Genomic DNA, 19,251 nt, shown 5'->3' on the forward strand with positions numbered 1-19,251 from the left:
GAGGTTGAATGACTGTGATAAAAACCCTGTCCCGGATCGCCCTGTGCATCATGCTGGTGTTCGCCGTGCGTGGTGCGGCCTATGCCCAAGATGCGTCGCTGCACCGCCTGAACACGGGCGATGAAAGCCGGGGCTGGGATGCCGTGGGCCGCTTGAACATGGGCAAACGCAGCTTTTGCACGGGCGCGTTGATTGCGCCAAACCTTGTGCTAACGGCCGCGCATTGCCTGTTTGACAGTAAAACCGGGGTGCGCATCGACCCCGATCAAATCGAATTTCTGGCGGGCTGGCGCAATGGCCGCGCCGCGGCGTATCGCGGCATCAAACGCGCTGTGGCCCACCCCGAATACGTCTATGGCGGCGGCGACAGGCTGACCCGCGTCGCCTTTGATCTGGCGCTTTTGGAACTCGACCACCCCATCCGCATCCCCTCCATCCAACCTTTTGAAACCGACCCCTTACCCGCCAAAGGGGATGAGGTGGGCGTCGTCTCCTACGCTCTCGACCGCGCCGAAGCGCCCAGTTTGCAAAAACTGTGCCACGTCCTGAACCGCGATGAAAAGCTGCTCGTCCTCTCTTGCTCTGTCGATTTCGGCTCCTCTGGCGCGCCCGTTTTCTCTATCCGCGATGGCGTGGCCCGCGTGGTGTCCGTGGTGTCGTCCAAGGCCGATTATGATGGCGATCAAGTTGCCCTTGGCACCACGTTACAAGGGCCGCTGGAAACCCTGCGCGCGGCGCTGGCCGATGAATCCAGCCCCTTTCAAAAAGCTGACCCCGCCTTGCGCGCGATGGAAGCGGGCGCAGGCAGCACCGCCAAGTTTGTAAAACCATGATCCGCGCCCTCACCCTCACCCTCGCCCTCCTGCTCGCCACCCCCGTTACCGCACAAACGGGGGCGCAAACTGGCGCGCAAACCTCCAGCCTCGAGTCCCTCACCCGCCGCGATCAAGTGCTGGGCTGGGAGGCGGTTGGCCGCATCGACATGGGCAACGGCGGCTATTGTACAGGCACCCTGATCGCCCCCGATCTGGTGCTAACGGCGGCGCATTGCCTGTTTGACAGCCGCACGCAGGCCCCATACGACCCTGCCCAAATCCAATTTCGCGCGGGCCTGCGCGATGATAAAATCATCGCCACGGGCCGCGTGCGCCGCGCGGTGGCCCATCCCGGCTACCCTCCCTTTAGCCCTGTCACCACCAACAGCATTGCCCATGATGTTGCCCTGCTGGAACTGTCCGAACCCATCCCCGCAGGCCGCGCCGCCCCCTTTGCCATTGCCGCCGCTGCCACCGGCGCACAAATCAGCGTGGTGTCTTACGCCCGCGCGCGCGATGATGCGCCGTCTTGGCAACGCTCGTGCAACATCAGCAAACAAGACGCCGCCATTTTGTCCTTTGATTGCGATGTCGATCACGGTGCCTCTGGCGCGCCCGTGTTCGATTTGTCCATGGGCAGGGCCAAAATCATCTCCATTATCTCCTCGGGGCGTCGGGAAAAGACAAGAACGGTCAGCTACGGCATGCGCTTGCCCGACCATGTGGACACGCTCAAGGCAGCACTCCGGTCCGGCAAGGGTGTCATCCTTGCCAAAGGTGATGCGCCCTTGGCCCAAATCCGGCGCATCGGCGTGGGCACGCAAACGGGCACCAGCGCGCGCTTTGTCAAAGCCCGCACCACCCCTTGAAACCCGCCCAAACGCATCCCAAATTTGGTTAGCAGGTGCCGCAACGGGCCTGCACCCAACCCGTGGCCCGTCCAAAACCGGAGGGCCGCACGCATCGCTTTACGGAGGATGATATGCGTAATTTCGACCTAACGCCGCTTTACCGCGCCACAATCGGCTTTGACCGCGTGGCCGATATGATGGACCGCGCGCTGACCGCCGATTTGGCCCAGCCCAGCTATCCCCCCTATAACATTGAAAAGACTGATGAAAATGATTACCGCATTTCCATCGCCGTCGCAGGCTTCACCCCGGACGAATTAAGCGTGGAGGTGCGCGATGCCACTTTGATCGTCGCCGCCCGCAAAGGGGATGAAGATGCGCCGCGCCAATTCCTGCACCGTGGCATCGCCACCCGCGCCTTTGCCCGCCGTTTCGCGCTGGCCGATCATATGCGCGTCACGGGTGCCGTGCACGAAAACGGTATGCTGCACATCGAACTGGTGCGCGAAATGCCCGAGGCGTTGAAGCCCCGCCGCATCGAAATTGCGCGCAGCCCGCAGCGGCCTATCCAGCCACGCATCGCGAACAATCTGCCGGAAACCGTTGAAACCTAACTTAAAACCGGGCGCGCCTGCCTCTTTCATCAAGGGCGGGGCGCGCCCTCAATAATCGCGAATTTCAATCAGTCGCGGCCCGCGCGCGCCCACCGCCGCCGCCAACTGCGCCGCATCGGGTGCAATGCAAACATAGGGCAAATCACAGGCCCGCGCGAACGCCTCCAATCCCAGCGGTGACGGTGCGCAGCCAATCACCTCCGTGCCCGCCGCCCGCATCGCATCGGCAATTTCCCCATATCCGGCGTTGTTCCAAACCAAATAGGTGATGTCCAACCCCTCATCCACCGCCACGCGCAGCTCTGCTGGCGAAAACTGCAACCCGCCATCGCCAATCAGGCAAAACACGCGGGCATCGGGGGCCGCAATCGCTGCCCCCACCGCCGCCCCCGTTGCAAACCCCAGCGCGCCATATCCCGTGGCCGCGTTGAACCAACCGCCCGCGCGGTCGTGGTCATACAGCAAATTCCCCGCATAAACCGGCTGCGTGCTGTCGCCCACTACAATCGCGCCCGGCACGGCGTCCCGCAGCGCTTCCAGCATCGCAATCTGCCCCGGCATGGCCGCGCCAAGGCCCGCCACCTCTGCCCGCGCCGCCGCCAAACTGGCCTGTGCCCGCGCCGCCCCATCGCCGCCCGCGCGCGCAGGCAAACCCGCAATCAGCGCCGCCACCACCGCCGCCGCATCGCCCTGAAGGACCACCCGTGCCTGATGCCGCGCCAGTTGCTGACCACAAATATCCACGCGGATCATCCCCGACACATCGGGAAATCCGCCCCGCACATACATGTCATAATCGGTCGGCCCAAATTCGGTGCCAATCGCAAGCACTTGATCGGACGCCGCAATCAACGCCCGCACCGCATCCAAACTGGGCGATGCCGCCACCGACAGTGTCCCTTGGCAAATCCCGCGCCCGTTCACCGTCTGCACCACCGGCGCGTCCAGCGCAGCCGCCAGCCCCGCCACATCCGCCCGCCGTGCGCCCCCGCCCGCCAAAATCACGGGCCGCCGCGCCGCCGCCAACCAACCCACCGCTTGCGCCACCAAATCGGGGCAAGGGGCTGCCACAGGCACAGGCAGCGGCGCGCCAACCTCCACCGCCGCCATCCCCATCACATCCACCGGCACCTCAATATGCACCGGGCCGGGCCGCCCCCCCAACATCGCGGCAAAGGCCCTATCCAAACACTGCTCCAACACCTCCGGCGATGTCACTTGAAAACTGGGGCACAGCGCGCCCACCAACCCCGCTTGGTCGGGCAATTCATGCAACGCGCCCATGCCCAGCCCCAAACTGCCCCGCCGATTGACCCCCGAAATCACCAGCATCGGCACGCTATCCGCCCGCGCCTGCGCCATCGCGGTTAGCGTGTTGGTCACCCCCGGCCCGGTGATCACAAACGCCACCCCCGGCCGCCCCGAAACGCGGGCATATCCATCGGCCATAAACCCCGCCCCTTGTTCATGGCGCGGCGTCACATGGCGCATCCCCGACCCCGCCAGCCCGCGATACAGCTCAATCGTATGCACGCCGGGGATGCCAAAAACCACCTCAACGCCCCGCGCGCGCAGGCCTTGGGTCAACGCCTCGCCCACGGTCGTCATGTCCGCTGCCCGCCCGAAAATTTTGGCGCAAACCGCGCAATCCGCACGCAAGCCTCCGCGATCACATCATCGGGCTGTGTCAAACTCACCCGCACCCACCCCCGCAACGCCGCCCCGAACGATGGCCCCGGCATCACCGCGACTCCCTCGGCCTCCAGCAACGCCAGCGCAAACGCCTCGCCGTCCGTGCCCACATCGACCAGCGCAAACATCCCCGCATCCGGCCTGTGCACCGCCAACCCCGCCACGCCGTCCAGCGCGTCAAACACCAAATCCGCCCGCCGCGCAAACCGTGCGCACATCCCCACAGCCACCGGCGACCCCGCCTTAATCGCCGCCGCCGTCATATCCGCGATGAACGGCTGGTTGCCAAACAACATGGTTTCGGACAGCGGCAACAAGGCCTGCACAAACGCCTCCGGCCCCACGCACCACCCCGACCGAAACCCCGGCGCCGCATGGCTTTTGGAAATAGACGATGCCACAATCACCCGCTCCGCCAAATCTGGCAGGTCCAGCGGCGACGCAAAGGTCACGCCCTCAAACACCAAATCCTCATACACCTCGTCGCACAAAATCCACAGATCATGTGCCTTTGCCACCGCGCCAATCGCCGCAAAATCGGCACGGGTCAAAACCGCGCCAGTCGGGTTGTGCGGCGAATTCAACATGATAACCCGCGTGGCAGGCGTGACCCGCGCCGCAATATCATCCGCCGCAACCCGAAATCCCGTATTCGCGCGCAATGGCACAGGCACGGCCACCGCCCCCGTGGCCGCGATCAACCCTTCATAGGTTGCATACATAGGGTCGCCCACCAGCACCTCATCGCCGGCCCCCACCAACCCCATCAACACCGCATAAAGCGTGGTCTGCGTGCCCGGAAAACACATAATTTGCGCCGGCGTAATCGCCCGCCCGCGCCGCGCCGAATACCGATCGGCCAGCGCACGCAGCAGCGCCGCCTCGCCTTGCCCATTGGAATATCCCGTGCGCCCCGCCCGCATCGCCGCCGCCGCCACGTCCATCAACGCGTCCGGCGTGGCCACATCCGGCTCGCCAATCGTCAGCTCAATCACCGCTCGCCCCTCGGCCTTCATCGCGCGCGCGCGGGCATGCACCGCCCATTTCGCCCCGCCCAACCCCGCCAAACGCTCCGTCACCGCTGCATATCTCATGCCAATCGCCCCCAAATTATGGCTTGCACAATCACGCCTTGGCGGGTGTACTGCAATGGTGAACTTGATGATGGACCCATGACTGCACCAAACACACCCAGCGTTGAGGCGATCCGCGTGGAACGGTTGCACAAATCCTTTGGCCCACTGGAGGTGCTTAAAGGCGTCAATCTAACCGCGCATCAAGGCGATGTGGTGGCGATCATCGGCGGCTCCGGCTCCGGCAAATCCACCATGCTGCGCTGCATCAACTTCCTTGAAACCCCCACCTCCGGCCGCATTATCATTGGCGGGCAGGAGGTTGCCTTGCGCCCAGATGGCCAACCCGCCAACCGCAAACAAATCGAAAATCTGCGCCAAAGCCTTGGCATGGTGTTCCAGCAATTCAACCTGTGGTCCCACAAAACCGTGCTGGAAAATTTGATCGAGGTGCCGACCCAAGTCCTAAAAATCCCCAAGGATCAGGCGATCACCCGTGCCCGCGCCCTGCTCGACCGGGTCGGGCTGGCCGATAAGGAAAACACCTATCCCGCCTTCATGTCGGGGGGCCAGCAGCAACGCGCCGCCATTGCCCGCGCCCTTGCCATAAACCCCCGCGCCATGCTGTTTGATGAACCCACATCCGCACTCGACCCCGAATTGGTGGGTGAGGTGCTGGGCGTCATCCGCGATCTGGCAACCGAAGGCCGCACCATGATCCTTGTCACCCACGAAATGAAATTCGCGCGTGAGGTGGCAAGCCACGTCATCTACCTCCACAATGGCGTGATTGAGGAGGAGGGGCCACCCGACCAATTGTTCGCCGCGCCAAAATCTGAACGATTGCAACAATTTCTTGCGACTGTGGGCTAATTCCTCGCCAATATTATCAAAAAACGAACAAATCAAAAAACGAACCAACAGAAGGAGACTACAAATGAAAAAACTAACCCTCACCCTCGCGGCCCTCGCCCTTGGCACCGCCGCCTATGCCGAACCCGTCAAGGTTGGCATCGCCTCTGAACCCTATCCCCCTTTTGCCGCGCCCGATGCCGCTGGCAACTGGACAGGCTGGGAAGTGGACATGATCAACGCGGTCTGTGCTGCCGCCGAAATGGACTGCGTGATCACCCCCGTCGCATGGGATGGCATCATCCCTTCGCTAACATCGGGTCAGGTCGATGCGATAATGGCCTCCATGTCGATCACCGCAGACCGGATGCAAACAATTGATTTTTCGAACAAATACTACAACACCCCCACCGTGATCATCGCAGCCAAAGGCGCTGGCATCGCGCCAAATGCCGAAGGGTTGGCAGGCAAAATCCTTGGTGTCCAAGTCTCCACCATCCACCAAGATTACGCGCAAACCCATTTCAGCGGGGCGCAAATCAAGCTTTATCAAACCCAGGATGAAGCGAACCAAGACCTTGTCGCAGGCCGCATTGACGCCACCCAAGCCGACAGCATCGCGCTGGATGCGTTCCTAAAATCCGATGCCGGGGCGTGTTGCGAAATGATGGGTGCTGTGCCCGATGATCAGGCGATCTTGGGCCAAGGTGTGGGCGTCGGTCTGCGCAAAGGTGACACCGCGCTGGCCGAAAAATTCAACGCAGGCATCGCCAAAGTTATCGCCGATGGGACGTATGACACCATCTCCGCGCCCTATTTCGACAGCTCGATCTACGGCGGCTAACCCATGTGGGAAGCGCTGATTACGGCGTTTCCAACCCTCAGCCTGCTGGCATGGTCGCCACCGGGCTGGGGGGCCAACCTTATGCGCGGTCTGGCCAATTCCATCCAGATCGCCCTTGGGGCTTACGCCGTTGGGTTGATCATCGGCACCGCAGGCGCGTTCGGCAAACTGCACGGCGGCCCCGTCACCCGCGACCTTTTGGCGGTCTACACCACCGTGGTGCGCGCCGTGCCCGAACTCGTCCTCATCCTCATCCTTTATTTCGCCGTGACCGATTTGGTGAACCAAGCGATGGTCGCCTTCGGCTACGCCCGCATCCAAATATCGGGCGTGGCGGCGGGCATCGCCGTTCTTGGTGTCGTCCAAGGCGCCTACGCGACCGAAGTTATTCGCGGCGCTATCCTCGCCGTGCCCGCAGGCCAGCTAGAGGCCGCGCGCGCCATGGGCATGCCGCCAATGCGCACCGCATGGCGCATCACGCTGCCCCTGATGCTGTCCAACGCCATCCCCGGCCTTGCCAACCTGTGGCTGATCGCGACCAAGGATACCGCCCTCTTGGCCATCGTCGGCTTTGCCGAACTCACGCTGCAAACCCGTCAAGCCGCATCATCCACCAAGGCATTTCTCACCTTTTTCCTCGCTGCCGGGGCGCTTTACCTCCTCATCACCCTCGTCTCCACCCTCATCTTTGCAATCATCGAACGCTGGGCGCGGCGCGGCCAACGGCCCAGCACATGACCAATTTCTGGCACCCCCACCGCATCGTCATGGCCGCCATTGCAATCGCCATCATCCTCGCTTGCGCGCTTTTGCTGCGCTGGGATTGGCTGCCGAAATACCTGCCCCTGATCGGCCAAGGCATCTGGCGCACCCTCTGGCTGCTCGCCGTCACCGCCACCCTCGGCTTCCTCATTGCCATCCCCTTGGGCCTCGCCCAGGCCGCTGGCCCGTGGTATCTCGCCGCCCCCGCCCGCATCTTTTGCACCGTCATCCGGGGCACGCCGCTCTTGCTGCAACTCTGGCTCCTCTACTACGGCCTCGGCTCCTTGTTCCCGCAATTCCCCGCCATTCGCGAAAGTGACCTCTGGCCCTACCTGCGCCAAGCCTGGCCCTATGCCGTGGTCGCCCTCACCCTCAGCTTCGCAGGCTATGAAGGGGAGGTGATGCGCGGCGCATTCAAAGGCGTGCCGGGGGGCCAGCTAGAGGCCGCGCGCGCCATGGGCATGCCCCGCACCACCATCCTGCGCCGCATCTGGCTGCCACTCGCCATCCAACGCGCATTGCCAACGCTTGGTGGCGAAACCGTGCTGCAACTCAAAGCAACGCCCTTGGTCGCCACCATCACAGTCGTCGACATCTACGCCGTCGCCAGCCGCGTGCGCCAAGATACGTTCATCGTCTATGAACCCCTGCTGCTGCTCGCTGTGGTCTATATGGTCATCACAGGGCTAATCGTGCTGGCGTTTCGCTGGCTGGAAAACCGCATCCCCTCGCGGGTCGCTTAACGCGCCACGTCCTTGTGAATAATCACATCCGCCTGCGGATAGGCCAGCAGAATGGTCCGCTTCAACCCCGCGCCAATTTCATGCGCCTCGCGCAAACTCAAATCCCCGTCCAATTCAATGTGCAAATGCACAAACACTTTGCTGCCCGACATCCGCGTTTTCAGATCGTGAAACCCCACCACCCCCGGCCAGTCGCGCGCCAAGGTCGCAATCCCCTCCACAACGTCGGCATCGGCCGCGCGGTCCATCAACGCATCCCACGCCCCGCGTCCAATTTTCAACGCACCAATCACCAACATCCCCGCCGCGGCCAGCGCCATCACACTGTCAATCTGGATCAACCCAAAGCGGGCGGAGGCATAGAGCGACGCAATCGCCCCCAAATTCGGCAGCAAATCGCCCAAATAATGCAGCCGGTCCGCCTTCACCACCTTGTTGCCCGTCAACCGCGCCACCCGCGTCTGCCACGCAACCAACGCCAGCGTCAAAACGATCGACACCACCATCGCGGCAATCCCCGCCCCCTCGGCCTGCAACCGCTCGGGCTGCGCGGTGATCAACCGCCGCACCGCCGCCCACCCAATCACACCCGCCGAGATTAGAATGAACAGCGATTGCCCCAACGCGGCCAAATCCTCGGCGGATGAATGGCCAAACTCATGGTCCTCATCCGCCGGGCGCGCGGCATAGATAATCGCCGCAATCGCCCCCAAACTGACCATCAAATCCATCGCGCTGTCCGCCAGCGACGCCGCCACCGACAGCGCCCCGGTTTCCCCCAGCGCCCACAGCTTCAGCGCCACCAACAAACTGGCGACAATAACCGACGCGGCGCCCGCCGACAGGTTCATCCGTGTGGCATCCGGCCCGCTCATCGCACGCCCGCCAAATCAGTCAAAAATCTCATCCGGCCGCACCCCCCAAAACGCGGTCTTTATCGCCCAACCGCGCTCGCCTTCCACGCTCAACCGGCACCATTCCGCGCGACATTCCAAAACCCGCGCAATCACGCCCGCTTCGGCATGCAGCACCACCGCCGCCTCGGCCATCGGCTGGGCGCGCAAATCCAACACCGCGTCACTGACCAACGCGCTGCGCGTGCCCGATAACAGCGAATAATGCACCCAACCGCCCGCGCCTTCGGCATCTTCAATCCGCCGCCAGTTTTCATATTCGGCGGTGATGCGCAGCGGCATGCCCGCGCGGGTGAACACCCAATCAATCCGGTGCGTCAGGCCCGGCCCGCGCCGCGCATTGCCCTCACTGGTTTTCAAGGACACATAGCGGGGCAGGGGCAAACGTGTGACCGCCCCGCGCGTGCCCGCCAAAACCTCTGCCTCAATCTGCTCTTTGGTCAGATCTTGCGCCACCACAGGGGCCGCCATTGGCAACCCCAGCACCAAAACCGCCGCAAAAACCTTTACCCACACTCGCATAAATCCCGTCCGCCTGTATTCCTTGGCCCCCGCGCAGGCGGGTTTGCCGTCTTTGTTGCCGATCATTGCCGTTCCGGGGCTTGTACGTCGCCCCGCTTGGCGTCACCTTGCCATTAATGCAAAAGATTTGAAAGTGAATCGGGGAATTTTCATGCCAGTACCGCGCCTAACCGTTGTCGTCACGCGCCGCTTGCCCGAAACCGTTGAAACCCGCATGAAGGAGTTGTTTAACGTCGAATTGCGCGACCCCGACGCCAAAATGACCCGCGACGAACTTGGGGCCGCGATGCGTCGCGCCGATGTGCTGGTCCCCTGCGTCACCGATCAAATCGACGCGAATTTGCTGGCGCAAGCTGGTGAGAAATTGAAACTAATCGCCAATTACGGCGCGGGCGTGGACCATATCGACGTGGCATCGGCCCGCCAACGCGGCATCCTTGTTTCCAACACGCCGGGCGTTGTGACCGATGATACCGCCGATATGACGCTGGCCCTAATATTGGCCGTGACCCGCAACATCCCGCAAGGGCTGGCGGAAATGCAGGGCGGCGCATGGAAAGGCTGGTCGCCAATGGCCCATTTGGGCGGTCGCATTGGTGGGCGGCGCTTGGGCATCCTTGGCATGGGCCGCATCGGCCAAGCGGTGGCACGGCGTGCGGCGGCGTTTGGCATGCAAATCCACTATCACAACCGCAAACGCCTGCGCCCGGAACAAGAGGATGTGCTGGGTGCCACCTATTGGGAAAGCCTTGATCAAATGGTCAGCCGGATGGACATTATCTCCATCAACTGCCCGCATACACCCTCCACCTTCCACCTGATGAACGCGCGGCGGCTGAAGTTGATGAAGCCCACGGCAGTCATCGTGAACACCTCGCGCGGCGAAGTGATTGACGAAAACGCTCTGACGCGGGGCTTGCGCGCAGGCGAATTGGCGGGCGCGGGCCTCGATGTGTTCGAACATGGGCACGAAGTGAACCCGCGATTGCGCGAACTGCCCAACGTGGTGCTGCTGCCCCATATGGGCTCCGCCACCGTCGAAGGGCGCGCCGAGATGGGTGAAAAAGTCATCATCAACATCAAAACCTTTGCCGATGGTCACCGCCCGCCCGATCAAGTCGTGCCCGGTATGCTGTAAAAGGGCATGCCGTAGGTCTGCAAACAGGGGGCGCTCCCGCCATTCCTTGATGCGTGCCGCATCGCGTCAATGTTGGGTCCAGATAACCAAAGGGGGCCGCGAAATGCGCCCTATGGGCTGTTTCGCGGCGACAGCCCATGGCGCGGATCGCAGGTTAAGATTTGGTAAACAGAAAAACACTCTCCCTGTAAAATCAAATCCTTACCGCGCGCATCGCGCGCGATGCACCCCCCGTATCGCACCTCAAATGCACCTCAAAACCGCGCCTAAAACCGCGATGGCAAACACGGCACAATCCGCGCCCCCGGGTCGCGCCCCGCCACCAAATCCGCCACCAAACCCGCCGTAACAGGGGCCAGCGTCAGCCCCACATGCCCATGCCCAAACGCATGGATAACCTCCCCCCCGCCACGGCTTGGCCCAATCACGGGCAAGCTGTCGGGCATCGACGGGCGAAATCCCATCCACTCCCGGTCGGGCGGCCCAAGGTCGGGGAAAAACGCCCGCGCCCCTTCGACCAATTTCTCAATCCGGTGGCGGGACGCGGGGGCCTCGGTCCCCCCCAATTCCACCGTCCCCGCAACCCGCAACCGCCCCTGCATCGGGCACAGATAAAACCCGCGCGATGTGGGGCAGCAGGGCCGCGACAGCCGTGGCACCTCCATATCCCACTCCACATGATAGCCGCGCTCGGTATCCAGCGGCACCCTATCCCCCGCCGCCCGCGCCAGCGGTTTTGAATGGGCACCCGCCGCCACCACAACCCGCCGCGCCACCAAATCAAGGCCCACCCCCGTCAGCCGAACCCCCGTCACCCCGCGCGCCAACCCGTCCACCCGCGCCGATAAAAATTGAACCCCCGCTGCCCGCGCCGCAACCGCCAACCGGGCCACCATCACACCGGGGTCAGCCATGAAAACCGCCTGCGGAAAATACGCAGCCCCGCCCGGCATCTCCGGCAAACCCGGTTCCATCGCGGCCACCTCCGCCGCCCCCAGCATCTCCACCGAAACCCCAAGGCCGCGCCGAAAATCCAAATCCGCCCGCGCCGCCTGCGCGCCCCGCGCAGTCTCATACAAATAAAAACACCCGCGCCGGATCAGCACATCCGTGCCGCCAATCCGCGCGGCCAAATCCTCCCACCCCGGCAGTGCGTCCGCCATCAACCCCGCAATCGCCTGCGCATTGCGCCGCGCGGCAGCGGGCAAAGATTGCCGCGCGAACCGCAACAGCCACGGCGTCAAACTCGGCAAGGCCGCCCGCCTGATGGACAGCGGCGAATTTTTGTCAAACAAAAGCGAAGGCAAGGCGCGCAAAACATCCGGGCTGCCCACGGGCTGGATCGCATAATCGGCGATCGTCCCCGCATTGCCAAACGACGCGCCAGACCCCGGCGGGGCAGGGTCGATCACCACCACGCCGTGCCCCGCATCCGCCAGCCGCAGCGCGATGGACAATCCAATCACGCCCGCCCCAATCACCGCAACCTCCACTTGCGCCACCATGATCTACCAGCACTCCTTAGACAAACGGTGGGTGTTGTCTCGCCTCACCTCCTCCGCCTTGGTGGTCCCAAACCGGGCATAATCCGCGTTATGGGGGGCGATGGGGTGCGCCTCAAAGGCCATGTTTCCCAGCATATGCAACATTCCTTTTGGGCGGGCGGTCCGGGGGGCACCCCTGACCGGTTTATCAAAACGCTACCGCGAGGGTTGCGACAATGCCAGCCCCCAATTGGGGGGGCCAATTTCAATAGCCGCGCGACTTGTCCACCAAATGCAGCAACGGCGCACCTGCCTGCGCCCGGCGGATGTTTTCGATAACCACCCGAGAGGCGGAACTGGGCCGAGTTTCTGCGGCCACATGGGGGGTGACGGTCACGCGGGGATGCGCCCAAAATGCGTGGTCTGCGGGCAGGGGTTCCGTGCGAAACACATCCAGCGTGGCGTGGCCCAAATGGCCTGTATCAAGGGCCGCAAGCAAAGCTGCGTCATCAATCAAATGGCCACGGCCAGGGTTCAGGACGGCGGCACCCGGGGCGAGCAAGGCCAAAGTTTGCGCGTTCAGGATGTTTTCCGTCGCCGGCGTTTTGGGCAGCAGTAAGACCACAATCGCAGCCCCCGTCAGCGCCGCGACCAATCCTGCGTCGCCATGATGCAGCGCCACATCCGGTACCGATTTCGCGGTCCTGCTCCACCCCGTCACCGGAAAGCCAACGGCCTGCAAAGCGTGGGCACAGGCAGCCCCCAATGCCCCCATACCCAAAAGGGTCACGGGGCGTTCGGCGGCGAGCGGGGGGCAGGTCGGGTCCCAAGTGTGGGTGGGATTGGTGATGTGGCGGTCCATGCCCAGATGGTGGCGCAGCGTGTGGCCCAGCACCCATTCCACCATCCCTTGCGTCAGCGCGGGGTCCACCATGCGGCACAAGGGCTGCGTCAATGTCGGGTTGCCCACTATCTTTTCCACCCCGGCCCACAGGTTCAAAACCGCATTGCAGCGGGTGTAGGGGCTGAAATCGCTGATGTCGCCCCCGGGGGCAAAGATGATATAATCGACCATCGCAGGATCGGCGCAATCGGGCGTCAGGCTTGCCACAATGCCCGCATCGTCCAGTGCCGCGCGCAACGGTGCGGCGTATCCGGGCCAAAGGCGCGCCCCTGCGGCGAAATAGATTTGGATCATGTGCAGCTCCTATAACGGGTTATGGGGCGGGCGGCGGAGAGGTATTTGGACCAAGCCGAATTGCAAAGCCTGTTTCTTGCTATTCATCTTGGCTTAAATACCTAAAACCCGGCGGCAGCGATCAGCGCGGGCGGTGGATATGCGCGCTTTGGACCAGCCCAAACGCGGCCATCAGCACCAGCATCGACGATCCGCCATATGATACCAAAGGCAGCGGCACGCCCACCACCGGGGCCAAGCCCATCACCATCAGCATATTGACCGAAAAGTAGAAAAAGAAGGTGGCAGCGATACCAAGCGTCATAAGGCTGGCAAAGCGATCCTTGTTCTGTATCGCGCTGGAGATGCAAAACGCCAGCACCAAAGCATAGAGGATGAGCAAGGAAAACGCACCGATAAAGCCAAACTCCTCGGCCAAGGTGGTAAAGATGAAGTCGGTGTGTTTTTCGGGCAAAAAGTTGAGCCGGCTTTGCGTGCCTTGCATGAACCCGCGCCCGGCCCAGCCACCCGACCCCAGCGCAATTTTCGCCTGTGAAATGTGATATCCCGCGCCAAGCGGGTCACTTGACGGATCAAGGAACGTGTCAATCCGGCGGTATTGGTAATCTTTCAGCAATTGCCAGCCCGTGCCACGCGATGCAAACACCCCCGCCACAGCGCCCACCAGCATCCCCGCCACCGCGCCAAAATACCACCAGCTGACGCCCGCGCAAAACATCACCACCGCGCCCCCGGTCATCAACAGCAAGGCGGTGCCCAGATCGGGTTGCACAAGCACCAAAGCGGTGGGCAGCATGATGAAGGCAATCGGGATCAATACCCAAACCGGGCGCGATGTTTTGCGGATATCCAGCCAGTCGTAATAGGCGGCCAGCAGCATCACCAAGGTGACTTTTGCCAATTCAGACGGCTGCAAACGCAGCGGCCCGATTTCAATCCAGCGCTGTGCGCCCATGCCGACTGAGCCGAAAAATTCCACGCCAACCAGCAGCAGCACGGACCCTCCATAGGCAATTGCCGCCATGTTGCGCCAAAACCAGATCGGTACGAAACCCACGAAAAACATCACAGCCAGACCCGCTGCAAAGCGTTTCATCTGCGGTTCCGCCCAAACCCCCATCCGCCCGCCGGCCACTGAATACAGCATCAAAAACCCGACCGATGCGATGGCGATCAGCAAGACCACAAGGGGCCAGTTGACATGCAACAGCTTGGTCGGCCCCGTGGGGACGGTTTTCAGGCGGTATTCCAGAAAGGTCATGCGCGGGTGCTTTCTGGGGGGGTGCCATCGGGCGCGCGCAGGGGCAGGTTGCGGTGCATCGTGTCTATGCGGTTGCGCTGCGATGCGGGATAGGCGGAGGTGGGCGGGATCCCATCGCTCAGCGCGCGCAGCAGCAAATCGCGGCCAATCGGGGCCGCCGCGGTGGACCCGCCGCCACCATGTTCCACCACCACCGCCACCGCATAGCGCGGCGCGTCATAGGGCGCATAGCCGACAAACAGCGCGTGGTCGCGCCGGTCCCACGGCAGGTTGGCGTTGCTGATAACACCGCGCGCGCGTTCCGCCGCACTGATATTGCGCACTTGGCTGGTGCCGGTTTTGCCCGACATTTTCAGCGTTTTATCATCCACCCGCGACCCATAAGCCGTGCCGCGTTGGCTGTTGCAAACCGCATACATTCCCTTATGCACCGCATCCAGCATATCGGGCGTCAGCCCCATGGGCTGTCCTGCATCAAAGGGTTCGGCCACCCCACCCACGCTTTGCACCAGTCGCGGCACCACCGATTTTCCCGTGGCCAACCGCGCGGTCATCACCGCCAGTTGCAAAGGCGAGGTCAGCACATAGCCTTGGCCAATCGACGCGTTGACCGTATCGCCAATCCGCCAATCCGTACCGTAGCGTTCCTGTTTCCACGCTTTATTCGGCATCAACCCTTCGGTGATCGCCGACATCGGAATGTTGTGCCGTTCGCCAAGTCCCAATTTGCGGCCCATTTCCGCGATTTTGTCGATGCCCACTTTCAACGCAAGATCGTAAAAATACACATCGCAGCTTTCGGACAGGGCGCGGTCAAGGTCCACGCGCCCGTGGCCGCGCCTGCTCCAACAGTGGAAACGGCGGCCGCCCACCTCTAGGTAGCCGGGGCAATTGACCGAAGATGCGGTGGTCGCCACCCCCGCCTCCAACGCCGCCAAAGCGGTCACCATTTTGAAGGTGGAGCCGGGCGGATAAGCCCCCGCCACCGATTTATTCGCCAATGGTCGGTGGTCGTTTTCGGTCAATGCGTTGTAATCATTGTGTGAAATGCCGCGCACAAACAGGTTTGGATCGAACGACGGCGCAGACACCACCGCGATCAAATCGCCATTGTTCACATCCATGACCACGGCGGCAGCAGATTCCTCGCCCAGTCGCGCCTGGGTATAATTTTGCACATCGGCGTCGATGGTCAGCAGCACATCGCCGCCAGCAACCCCTTCTTGGCGGCCCAGTTCGCGCATGACGCGGCCCACGGCGTTCACCTCCACCCTGCGGTTGCCCGCTTTGCCACGCAACGCATCCTCCATCCACGTTTCCACACCGATCTTGCCGATCTGGAATTTCGGGGTTTGCAGCAGGGGGTCGGGTTCTTCCAGCTTGGCTAGATCACTGTCGCTGACCGGGCCCACATAGCCTACGACATGCGCAAAATCGGTATCGCGCGGATAAATACGGCTTAACCCCACCTCGGGTGCGACGCCGGGCAGAGCGGGGGCATTGATAGCAACTTTGGAGACATCGTCCCACGACAGGCGGTCTGCCACGATAATGGGCAGGGGGCTGCGGCGGCGCGCATCCTTTAGCGCGCGGTCAAAATCCTCCGGCGCGATGGGCAAGATGCCGGACAAACGGTTCAGCACATCCTCGACGTTGCCTGCATCATCGCGACTGATCACCACGCGGTAATTTTGTTCGTTGCCCGCAATCAGCTTGCCGTTGCGGTCCATGATCAAGCCGCGCGCAGGCGGGATCAGGCGAATGGAAATGCGGTTATCCTCGGCCAGTAGGCGAAATTCATCGGCTTGGTCGACCTGCATATGGCGCATCCGTGCGCCCAGCACGGCCACCACGGCCGCCATGGAACCCCCCAAAAGCAGGCCACGCCGGGTGATTTTACCAGCACTTTCTTCCGTGTCGCGGGCAGATCGTCTCATAGGCGTCTTCCCTTTGCGTCAAGTTCGCCGGGGGTGAGTTTGCGCAATTGCAAGGCCACCCGCAGCACCCACACCACCACAGGATACATCAAAATGGACCCGACCGTCTGCGCAAAAGCAAAGCCAAAGCCGGGCTGCGACATAAAGGCGATCGCAAAGGCCAAACGGTAGGCCAAAAGCATTGCAATCATCACCCCCGCGATCAAAATCCATTCGGCCACAAACCCCAATTCGCGCGTTAGGCTGGACCGGGCGCGCAGAAATTCGGTGGCCAAGATCACAATCGCAGCCCACAGGCCGGGGGGGCGCATCAAGATCATATCCTCGGCCAGCACGACCAGCGCAAGCAGCCCCATCGGCAAATGATCGGGGCGCTGCGTGACCCAAGCCAGCATCAAACACAGCATGATATCGGGGCCGGGCCAATCGCCCGCGACACTGCCCAGCGGCAACATGCGCACGAACAAAACGCCCAAAGCGATCAGCACAAACGCCGCGCGGTAGGCCCACAGGCTGTCGCCCCAACGTTCAAACATCTATTGGCTCACCGTGGCGGGGGCTTTGGTCTGGACCTGCGGGGCCTTGGCGGCCGGAATAGCAATCAGATTGCCCGCATCGGTGATCGGTTCCACAGCATGGCTGCGCAGCACGCGCAAAAATTCCAACCGCTCGTAATCGGCAGACAAGGCCACGCGCAACCGCCTGTCCGCGCCTTGCACCACACTGCCCACCAGCAGGCCCGCCGGAAACACACCGCCATCGCCTGACGTCACAACTTGGTCGCCGGGGCGCACGAGGTCTGGCTTTTCCAAAAATTCTAACGGCGGGCGGGCGGTGTTATCGCCCGATAACAGGCCGCGCTGGCCCGATGGTTGGGCGATCACCGGAATTCGGCTGTTGCTGTCGGTCAGCAAAATCACCCGCGCGGTGCGGTTCCCCACGCCCGAAATCCGACCCACAAGGCCAATGCCATCCATCGTGGCCCAGCCATCTTGCAAGCCATCGCGTGCGCCCACATTCAGCAACACCGATTGGCGAAACGGGCTGCCGCTGTCGGCCAAAACCACGCCCGTCACATGGGTCAGTTTGGGGTCCAGCCGCACTTGGTTCAAATCCATCAGCCGGGCATTTTTCTGCTCCAGTTGCAGCGCTGCCTCTTTCCAGGCCTTCATCTGCTGCAATTCGCGCCGCAGCTCTTGGTTTTGGTCATAAAGGTTGGCGTAGGATTGGAAACTTTCCACCATGTCGGCGGCTTTGGTCACGGGCACCAAGGCCCATTCAAAACTGGGCACCATCCGGTCCACCAACGCGGTGCGAAACCGTTCCACGCGCGGGCTGTCAATGCGCCACACCAAAAACAGCGACACCAGCGCAAACACCAGCAACCCCACCAAAATCCTGCGCAGCGGGCGGGTGTATTCGTCGGGGGATATGCGGTTCTTTGCCACCAAAGCCTCGCGTTAAACGCCGCCCTTAGCTGTCGTAATCAATGACATGGCGGAGCTGTTTTTCATATTCCAACGCCTTGCCCGTGCCAAGGGCCACGCAGTTCAACGATTCGTTAGCGACGGAGACGGAAAGCCCGGTTTGTTCGCGCAGCGCCAAATCCAGATCGCCCAACAGCGCACCGCCGCCAGTCAACATCACGCCCCGGTCCACAATATCGGCAGCAAGGTCGGGCGGTGTTGCTTCCAACGCTTGCATCACCGCGTCGCAAATTTGCTGCACGGGTTCGGCCAACGCCTCGGCCACTTGGGCTTGGTTGATCTCGGTTTCTTTTGGCACGCCGTTCAGCAAATCACGGCCACGAATGGTCATGGAACTGCCACGCCCATCATCGGGCATCCGTGCGGTGCCGATGCTGGTTTTGATGCGTTCGGCGGTGGATTCGCCGATCAGCAAGTTTTGGTGACGGCGCAAGTAGTTGATAATCGCTTCATCCATCCGGTCGCCGCCCACGCGCACGGAGCGTGCATAGACGATATCGCCCAGCGACAGCACGGCCACCTCGGTGGTGCCGCCGCCAATATCCACCACCATGTTACCGGTGGGGTCGGTGATCGGCATGCCCGCGCCAATCGCCGCTGCAATCGGTTCGGCAATCAGCCCCGCGCGGCGTGCGCCCGCCGACAAAACCGACTGACGGATTGCGCGCTTTTCCACCGGGGTCGCGCCATACGGCACGCAAACGATGATCTTCGGTTTCGAAAATGTGGTGCGTTTGTGAACTTTGCGGATGAAATGCTTGATCATTTCTTCGGCCGCTTCAAAATCTGCAATCACGCCGTCGCGCATCGGGCGGATAGCCTCGATGCTGCCCGGCGTGCGGCCCAGCATCAGCTTGGCATCCTCGCCCACGGCCAGCACGACCTTTTTGCCATCCTTGGTGTGATAGGCCACAACGGACGGTTCATTCAGCACAATGCCTTTGCCTCGGATGTAGACAAGCGTGTTCGCCGTGCCAAGGTCGATCGCCATATCGGACGAGAACAGACCCGAAAAAAACCACATGCTGAAGCCATCCTTGTAGGTTGCCGCAAAGCGCCCGCGA

General features: G+C 62.3%; 19 protein-coding genes. 8 read left to right on the forward strand and 11 right to left on the reverse strand.

The window, feature by feature from the left end; genetic code table 11:
• The first annotated feature begins 8 nt into the window (after window positions 1–8).
• The 3 genes from BMY36_RS01550 (at window position 9) to BMY36_RS01560 (ending at window position 2,280) form a co-directional block, all read left to right on the forward strand.
• On the forward strand, window positions 9–833 hold the full coding sequence (locus tag BMY36_RS01550) for a trypsin-like serine peptidase (protein ID WP_139193901.1): 825 nt from the start codon (window positions 9–11) through the stop codon (window positions 831–833).
• Complete coding sequence (locus BMY36_RS01555) at window positions 830–1,684, forward strand: trypsin-like serine peptidase (protein WP_050518738.1); 855 nt, start codon at window positions 830–832, stop codon at window positions 1,682–1,684. The genes BMY36_RS01550 and BMY36_RS01555 overlap by 4 nt, the downstream gene beginning before the upstream one ends.
• Window positions 1,685–1,797: 113 nt before the next feature.
• Window positions 1,798–2,280, forward strand: coding sequence for an Hsp20 family protein (locus tag BMY36_RS01560; protein WP_050518833.1), 483 nt, complete (start codon window positions 1,798–1,800; stop codon window positions 2,278–2,280).
• 48 nt (window positions 2,281–2,328) lie between these two features.
• On the opposite strand, the gene BMY36_RS01565 is transcribed toward BMY36_RS01560, so the two are convergent.
• On the reverse strand, window positions 2,329–3,888 hold the full coding sequence (locus tag BMY36_RS01565) for a 5-guanidino-2-oxopentanoate decarboxylase (RefSeq protein ID WP_050518737.1): 1,560 nt from the start codon (window positions 3,886–3,888) through the stop codon (window positions 2,329–2,331).
• Window positions 3,885–5,066, reverse strand: coding sequence for a pyridoxal phosphate-dependent aminotransferase (locus BMY36_RS01570; RefSeq protein ID WP_050518736.1), 1,182 nt, complete (start codon window positions 5,064–5,066; stop codon window positions 3,885–3,887). Before BMY36_RS01570 ends, BMY36_RS01565 begins: the two co-directional genes overlap by 4 nt.
• Before the next feature lie 78 nt (window positions 5,067–5,144).
• Between BMY36_RS01570 and BMY36_RS01575 the strand changes: the two genes are divergently transcribed.
• From BMY36_RS01575 to BMY36_RS01590, 4 genes are all read left to right on the forward strand, one after another.
• Window positions 5,145–5,918, forward strand: coding sequence for an ABC transporter ATP-binding protein (locus BMY36_RS01575; RefSeq protein WP_050518735.1), 774 nt, complete (start codon window positions 5,145–5,147; stop codon window positions 5,916–5,918).
• A 64-nt stretch (window positions 5,919–5,982) separates the two neighbouring features.
• A complete protein-coding gene (locus BMY36_RS01580) occupies window positions 5,983–6,741 on the forward strand; it encodes a transporter substrate-binding domain-containing protein (RefSeq protein ID WP_050518734.1) in 759 nt (252 codons plus the stop codon).
• Window positions 6,742–6,744: 3 nt separating this feature from the next.
• Complete coding sequence (locus BMY36_RS01585; RefSeq protein ID WP_050518733.1) at window positions 6,745–7,479, forward strand: ABC transporter permease; 735 nt, start codon at window positions 6,745–6,747, stop codon at window positions 7,477–7,479.
• The gene (locus tag BMY36_RS01590; protein ID WP_050518732.1) at window positions 7,476–8,246 is read left to right on the forward strand and encodes an ABC transporter permease; all 771 of its coding nucleotides are present in this window, start codon (window positions 7,476–7,478) and stop codon (window positions 8,244–8,246) included. Before BMY36_RS01585 ends, BMY36_RS01590 begins: the two co-directional genes overlap by 4 nt.
• On the opposite strand, the gene BMY36_RS01595 is transcribed toward BMY36_RS01590, so the two are convergent.
• Both BMY36_RS01595 and BMY36_RS01600 read right to left on the reverse strand, forming a co-directional pair.
• Entirely contained in the window at window positions 8,243–9,121 is an 879-nt protein-coding gene (locus BMY36_RS01595) for a cation diffusion facilitator family transporter (protein ID WP_050518731.1), read from the reverse strand. The genes BMY36_RS01590 and BMY36_RS01595 overlap by 4 nt on opposite strands.
• A gap of 15 nt (window positions 9,122–9,136) precedes the next feature.
• A complete protein-coding gene (locus BMY36_RS01600; RefSeq protein WP_050518730.1) occupies window positions 9,137–9,748 on the reverse strand; it encodes an SH3 domain-containing protein in 612 nt (203 codons plus the stop codon).
• An 85-nt stretch (window positions 9,749–9,833) separates the two neighbouring features.
• Here BMY36_RS01600 and BMY36_RS01605 point away from each other — a divergent pair, with 85 nt between their 5' ends.
• The gene (locus tag BMY36_RS01605; RefSeq protein ID WP_050518729.1) at window positions 9,834–10,820 is read left to right on the forward strand and encodes a 2-hydroxyacid dehydrogenase; all 987 of its coding nucleotides are present in this window, start codon (window positions 9,834–9,836) and stop codon (window positions 10,818–10,820) included.
• A gap of 266 nt (window positions 10,821–11,086) precedes the next feature.
• On the opposite strand, the gene BMY36_RS01610 is transcribed toward BMY36_RS01605, so the two are convergent.
• The 7 genes from BMY36_RS01610 to BMY36_RS01640 form a co-directional block, all read right to left on the reverse strand.
• Window positions 11,087–12,325, reverse strand: coding sequence for an NAD(P)/FAD-dependent oxidoreductase (locus tag BMY36_RS01610; protein ID WP_050518728.1), 1,239 nt, complete (start codon window positions 12,323–12,325; stop codon window positions 11,087–11,089).
• A gap of 244 nt (window positions 12,326–12,569) precedes the next feature.
• Window positions 12,570–13,502: a 2-hydroxyacid dehydrogenase gene (locus BMY36_RS01615; protein ID WP_050518727.1), complete on the reverse strand. Its 933-nt coding sequence runs from the start codon at window positions 13,500–13,502 to the stop codon at window positions 12,570–12,572.
• Between the two features lie 121 nt (window positions 13,503–13,623).
• On the reverse strand, window positions 13,624–14,763 hold the full coding sequence (gene rodA, locus BMY36_RS01620; protein ID WP_050518726.1) for a rod shape-determining protein RodA: 1,140 nt from the start codon (window positions 14,761–14,763) through the stop codon (window positions 13,624–13,626).
• The gene (gene mrdA, locus BMY36_RS01625; RefSeq protein WP_050518725.1) at window positions 14,760–16,700 is read right to left on the reverse strand and encodes a penicillin-binding protein 2; all 1,941 of its coding nucleotides are present in this window, start codon (window positions 16,698–16,700) and stop codon (window positions 14,760–14,762) included. Before mrdA ends, rodA begins: the two co-directional genes overlap by 4 nt.
• The gene (locus tag BMY36_RS01630; RefSeq protein ID WP_050518724.1) at window positions 16,697–17,236 is read right to left on the reverse strand and encodes a hypothetical protein; all 540 of its coding nucleotides are present in this window, start codon (window positions 17,234–17,236) and stop codon (window positions 16,697–16,699) included. The genes mrdA and BMY36_RS01630 overlap by 4 nt, the downstream gene beginning before the upstream one ends.
• Window positions 17,237–18,148, reverse strand: a complete 912-nt coding sequence (mreC, locus tag BMY36_RS01635; protein ID WP_050518832.1) for a rod shape-determining protein MreC — start codon at window positions 18,146–18,148, stop codon at window positions 17,237–17,239. It abuts the gene before it with no gap.
• Between the two features lie 25 nt (window positions 18,149–18,173).
• On the reverse strand, window positions 18,174–19,211 hold the full coding sequence (locus BMY36_RS01640; RefSeq protein ID WP_050518723.1) for a rod shape-determining protein: 1,038 nt from the start codon (window positions 19,209–19,211) through the stop codon (window positions 18,174–18,176).
• Window positions 19,212–19,251 lie beyond the last annotated feature (40 nt).

The organism is Pseudorhodobacter antarcticus, assembly GCF_900110135.1.
Lineage (GTDB): Bacteria > Pseudomonadota > Alphaproteobacteria > Rhodobacterales > Rhodobacteraceae > Pseudorhodobacter > Pseudorhodobacter antarcticus.

Coding starts and splice junctions, on each gene's coding strand:
- BMY36_RS01550 (WP_139193901.1), top strand. CDS start 9: ATGACTGTGATAAAAACCCTGTCCCGGATCGCCCTGTGCATCATGCTG.
- BMY36_RS01555 (WP_050518738.1), top strand. CDS start 830: ATGATCCGCGCCCTCACCCTCACCCTCGCCCTCCTGCTCGCCACCCCC.
- BMY36_RS01560 (WP_050518833.1), top strand. CDS start 1,798: ATGCGTAATTTCGACCTAACGCCGCTTTACCGCGCCACAATCGGCTTT.
- BMY36_RS01565 (WP_050518737.1), bottom strand. CDS start 3,888: ATGACGACCGTGGGCGAGGCGTTGACCCAAGGCCTGCGCGCGCGGGGC.
- BMY36_RS01570 (WP_050518736.1), bottom strand. CDS start 5,066: ATGAGATATGCAGCGGTGACGGAGCGTTTGGCGGGGTTGGGCGGGGCG.
- BMY36_RS01575 (WP_050518735.1), top strand. CDS start 5,145: ATGACTGCACCAAACACACCCAGCGTTGAGGCGATCCGCGTGGAACGG.
- BMY36_RS01580 (WP_050518734.1), top strand. CDS start 5,983: ATGAAAAAACTAACCCTCACCCTCGCGGCCCTCGCCCTTGGCACCGCC.
- BMY36_RS01585 (WP_050518733.1), top strand. CDS start 6,745: ATGTGGGAAGCGCTGATTACGGCGTTTCCAACCCTCAGCCTGCTGGCA.
- BMY36_RS01590 (WP_050518732.1), top strand. CDS start 7,476: ATGACCAATTTCTGGCACCCCCACCGCATCGTCATGGCCGCCATTGCA.
- BMY36_RS01595 (WP_050518731.1), bottom strand. CDS start 9,121: ATGAGCGGGCCGGATGCCACACGGATGAACCTGTCGGCGGGCGCCGCG.
- BMY36_RS01600 (WP_050518730.1), bottom strand. CDS start 9,748: ATGATCGGCAACAAAGACGGCAAACCCGCCTGCGCGGGGGCCAAGGAA.
- BMY36_RS01605 (WP_050518729.1), top strand. CDS start 9,834: ATGCCAGTACCGCGCCTAACCGTTGTCGTCACGCGCCGCTTGCCCGAA.
- BMY36_RS01610 (WP_050518728.1), bottom strand. CDS start 12,325: ATGGTGGCGCAAGTGGAGGTTGCGGTGATTGGGGCGGGCGTGATTGGA.
- BMY36_RS01615 (WP_050518727.1), bottom strand. CDS start 13,502: ATGATCCAAATCTATTTCGCCGCAGGGGCGCGCCTTTGGCCCGGATAC.
- rodA (WP_050518726.1), bottom strand. CDS start 14,763: ATGACCTTTCTGGAATACCGCCTGAAAACCGTCCCCACGGGGCCGACC.
- mrdA (WP_050518725.1), bottom strand. CDS start 16,700: ATGAGACGATCTGCCCGCGACACGGAAGAAAGTGCTGGTAAAATCACC.
- BMY36_RS01630 (WP_050518724.1), bottom strand. CDS start 17,236: ATGTTTGAACGTTGGGGCGACAGCCTGTGGGCCTACCGCGCGGCGTTT.
- BMY36_RS01640 (WP_050518723.1), bottom strand. CDS start 19,211: ATGTGGTTTTTTTCGGGTCTGTTCTCGTCCGATATGGCGATCGACCTT.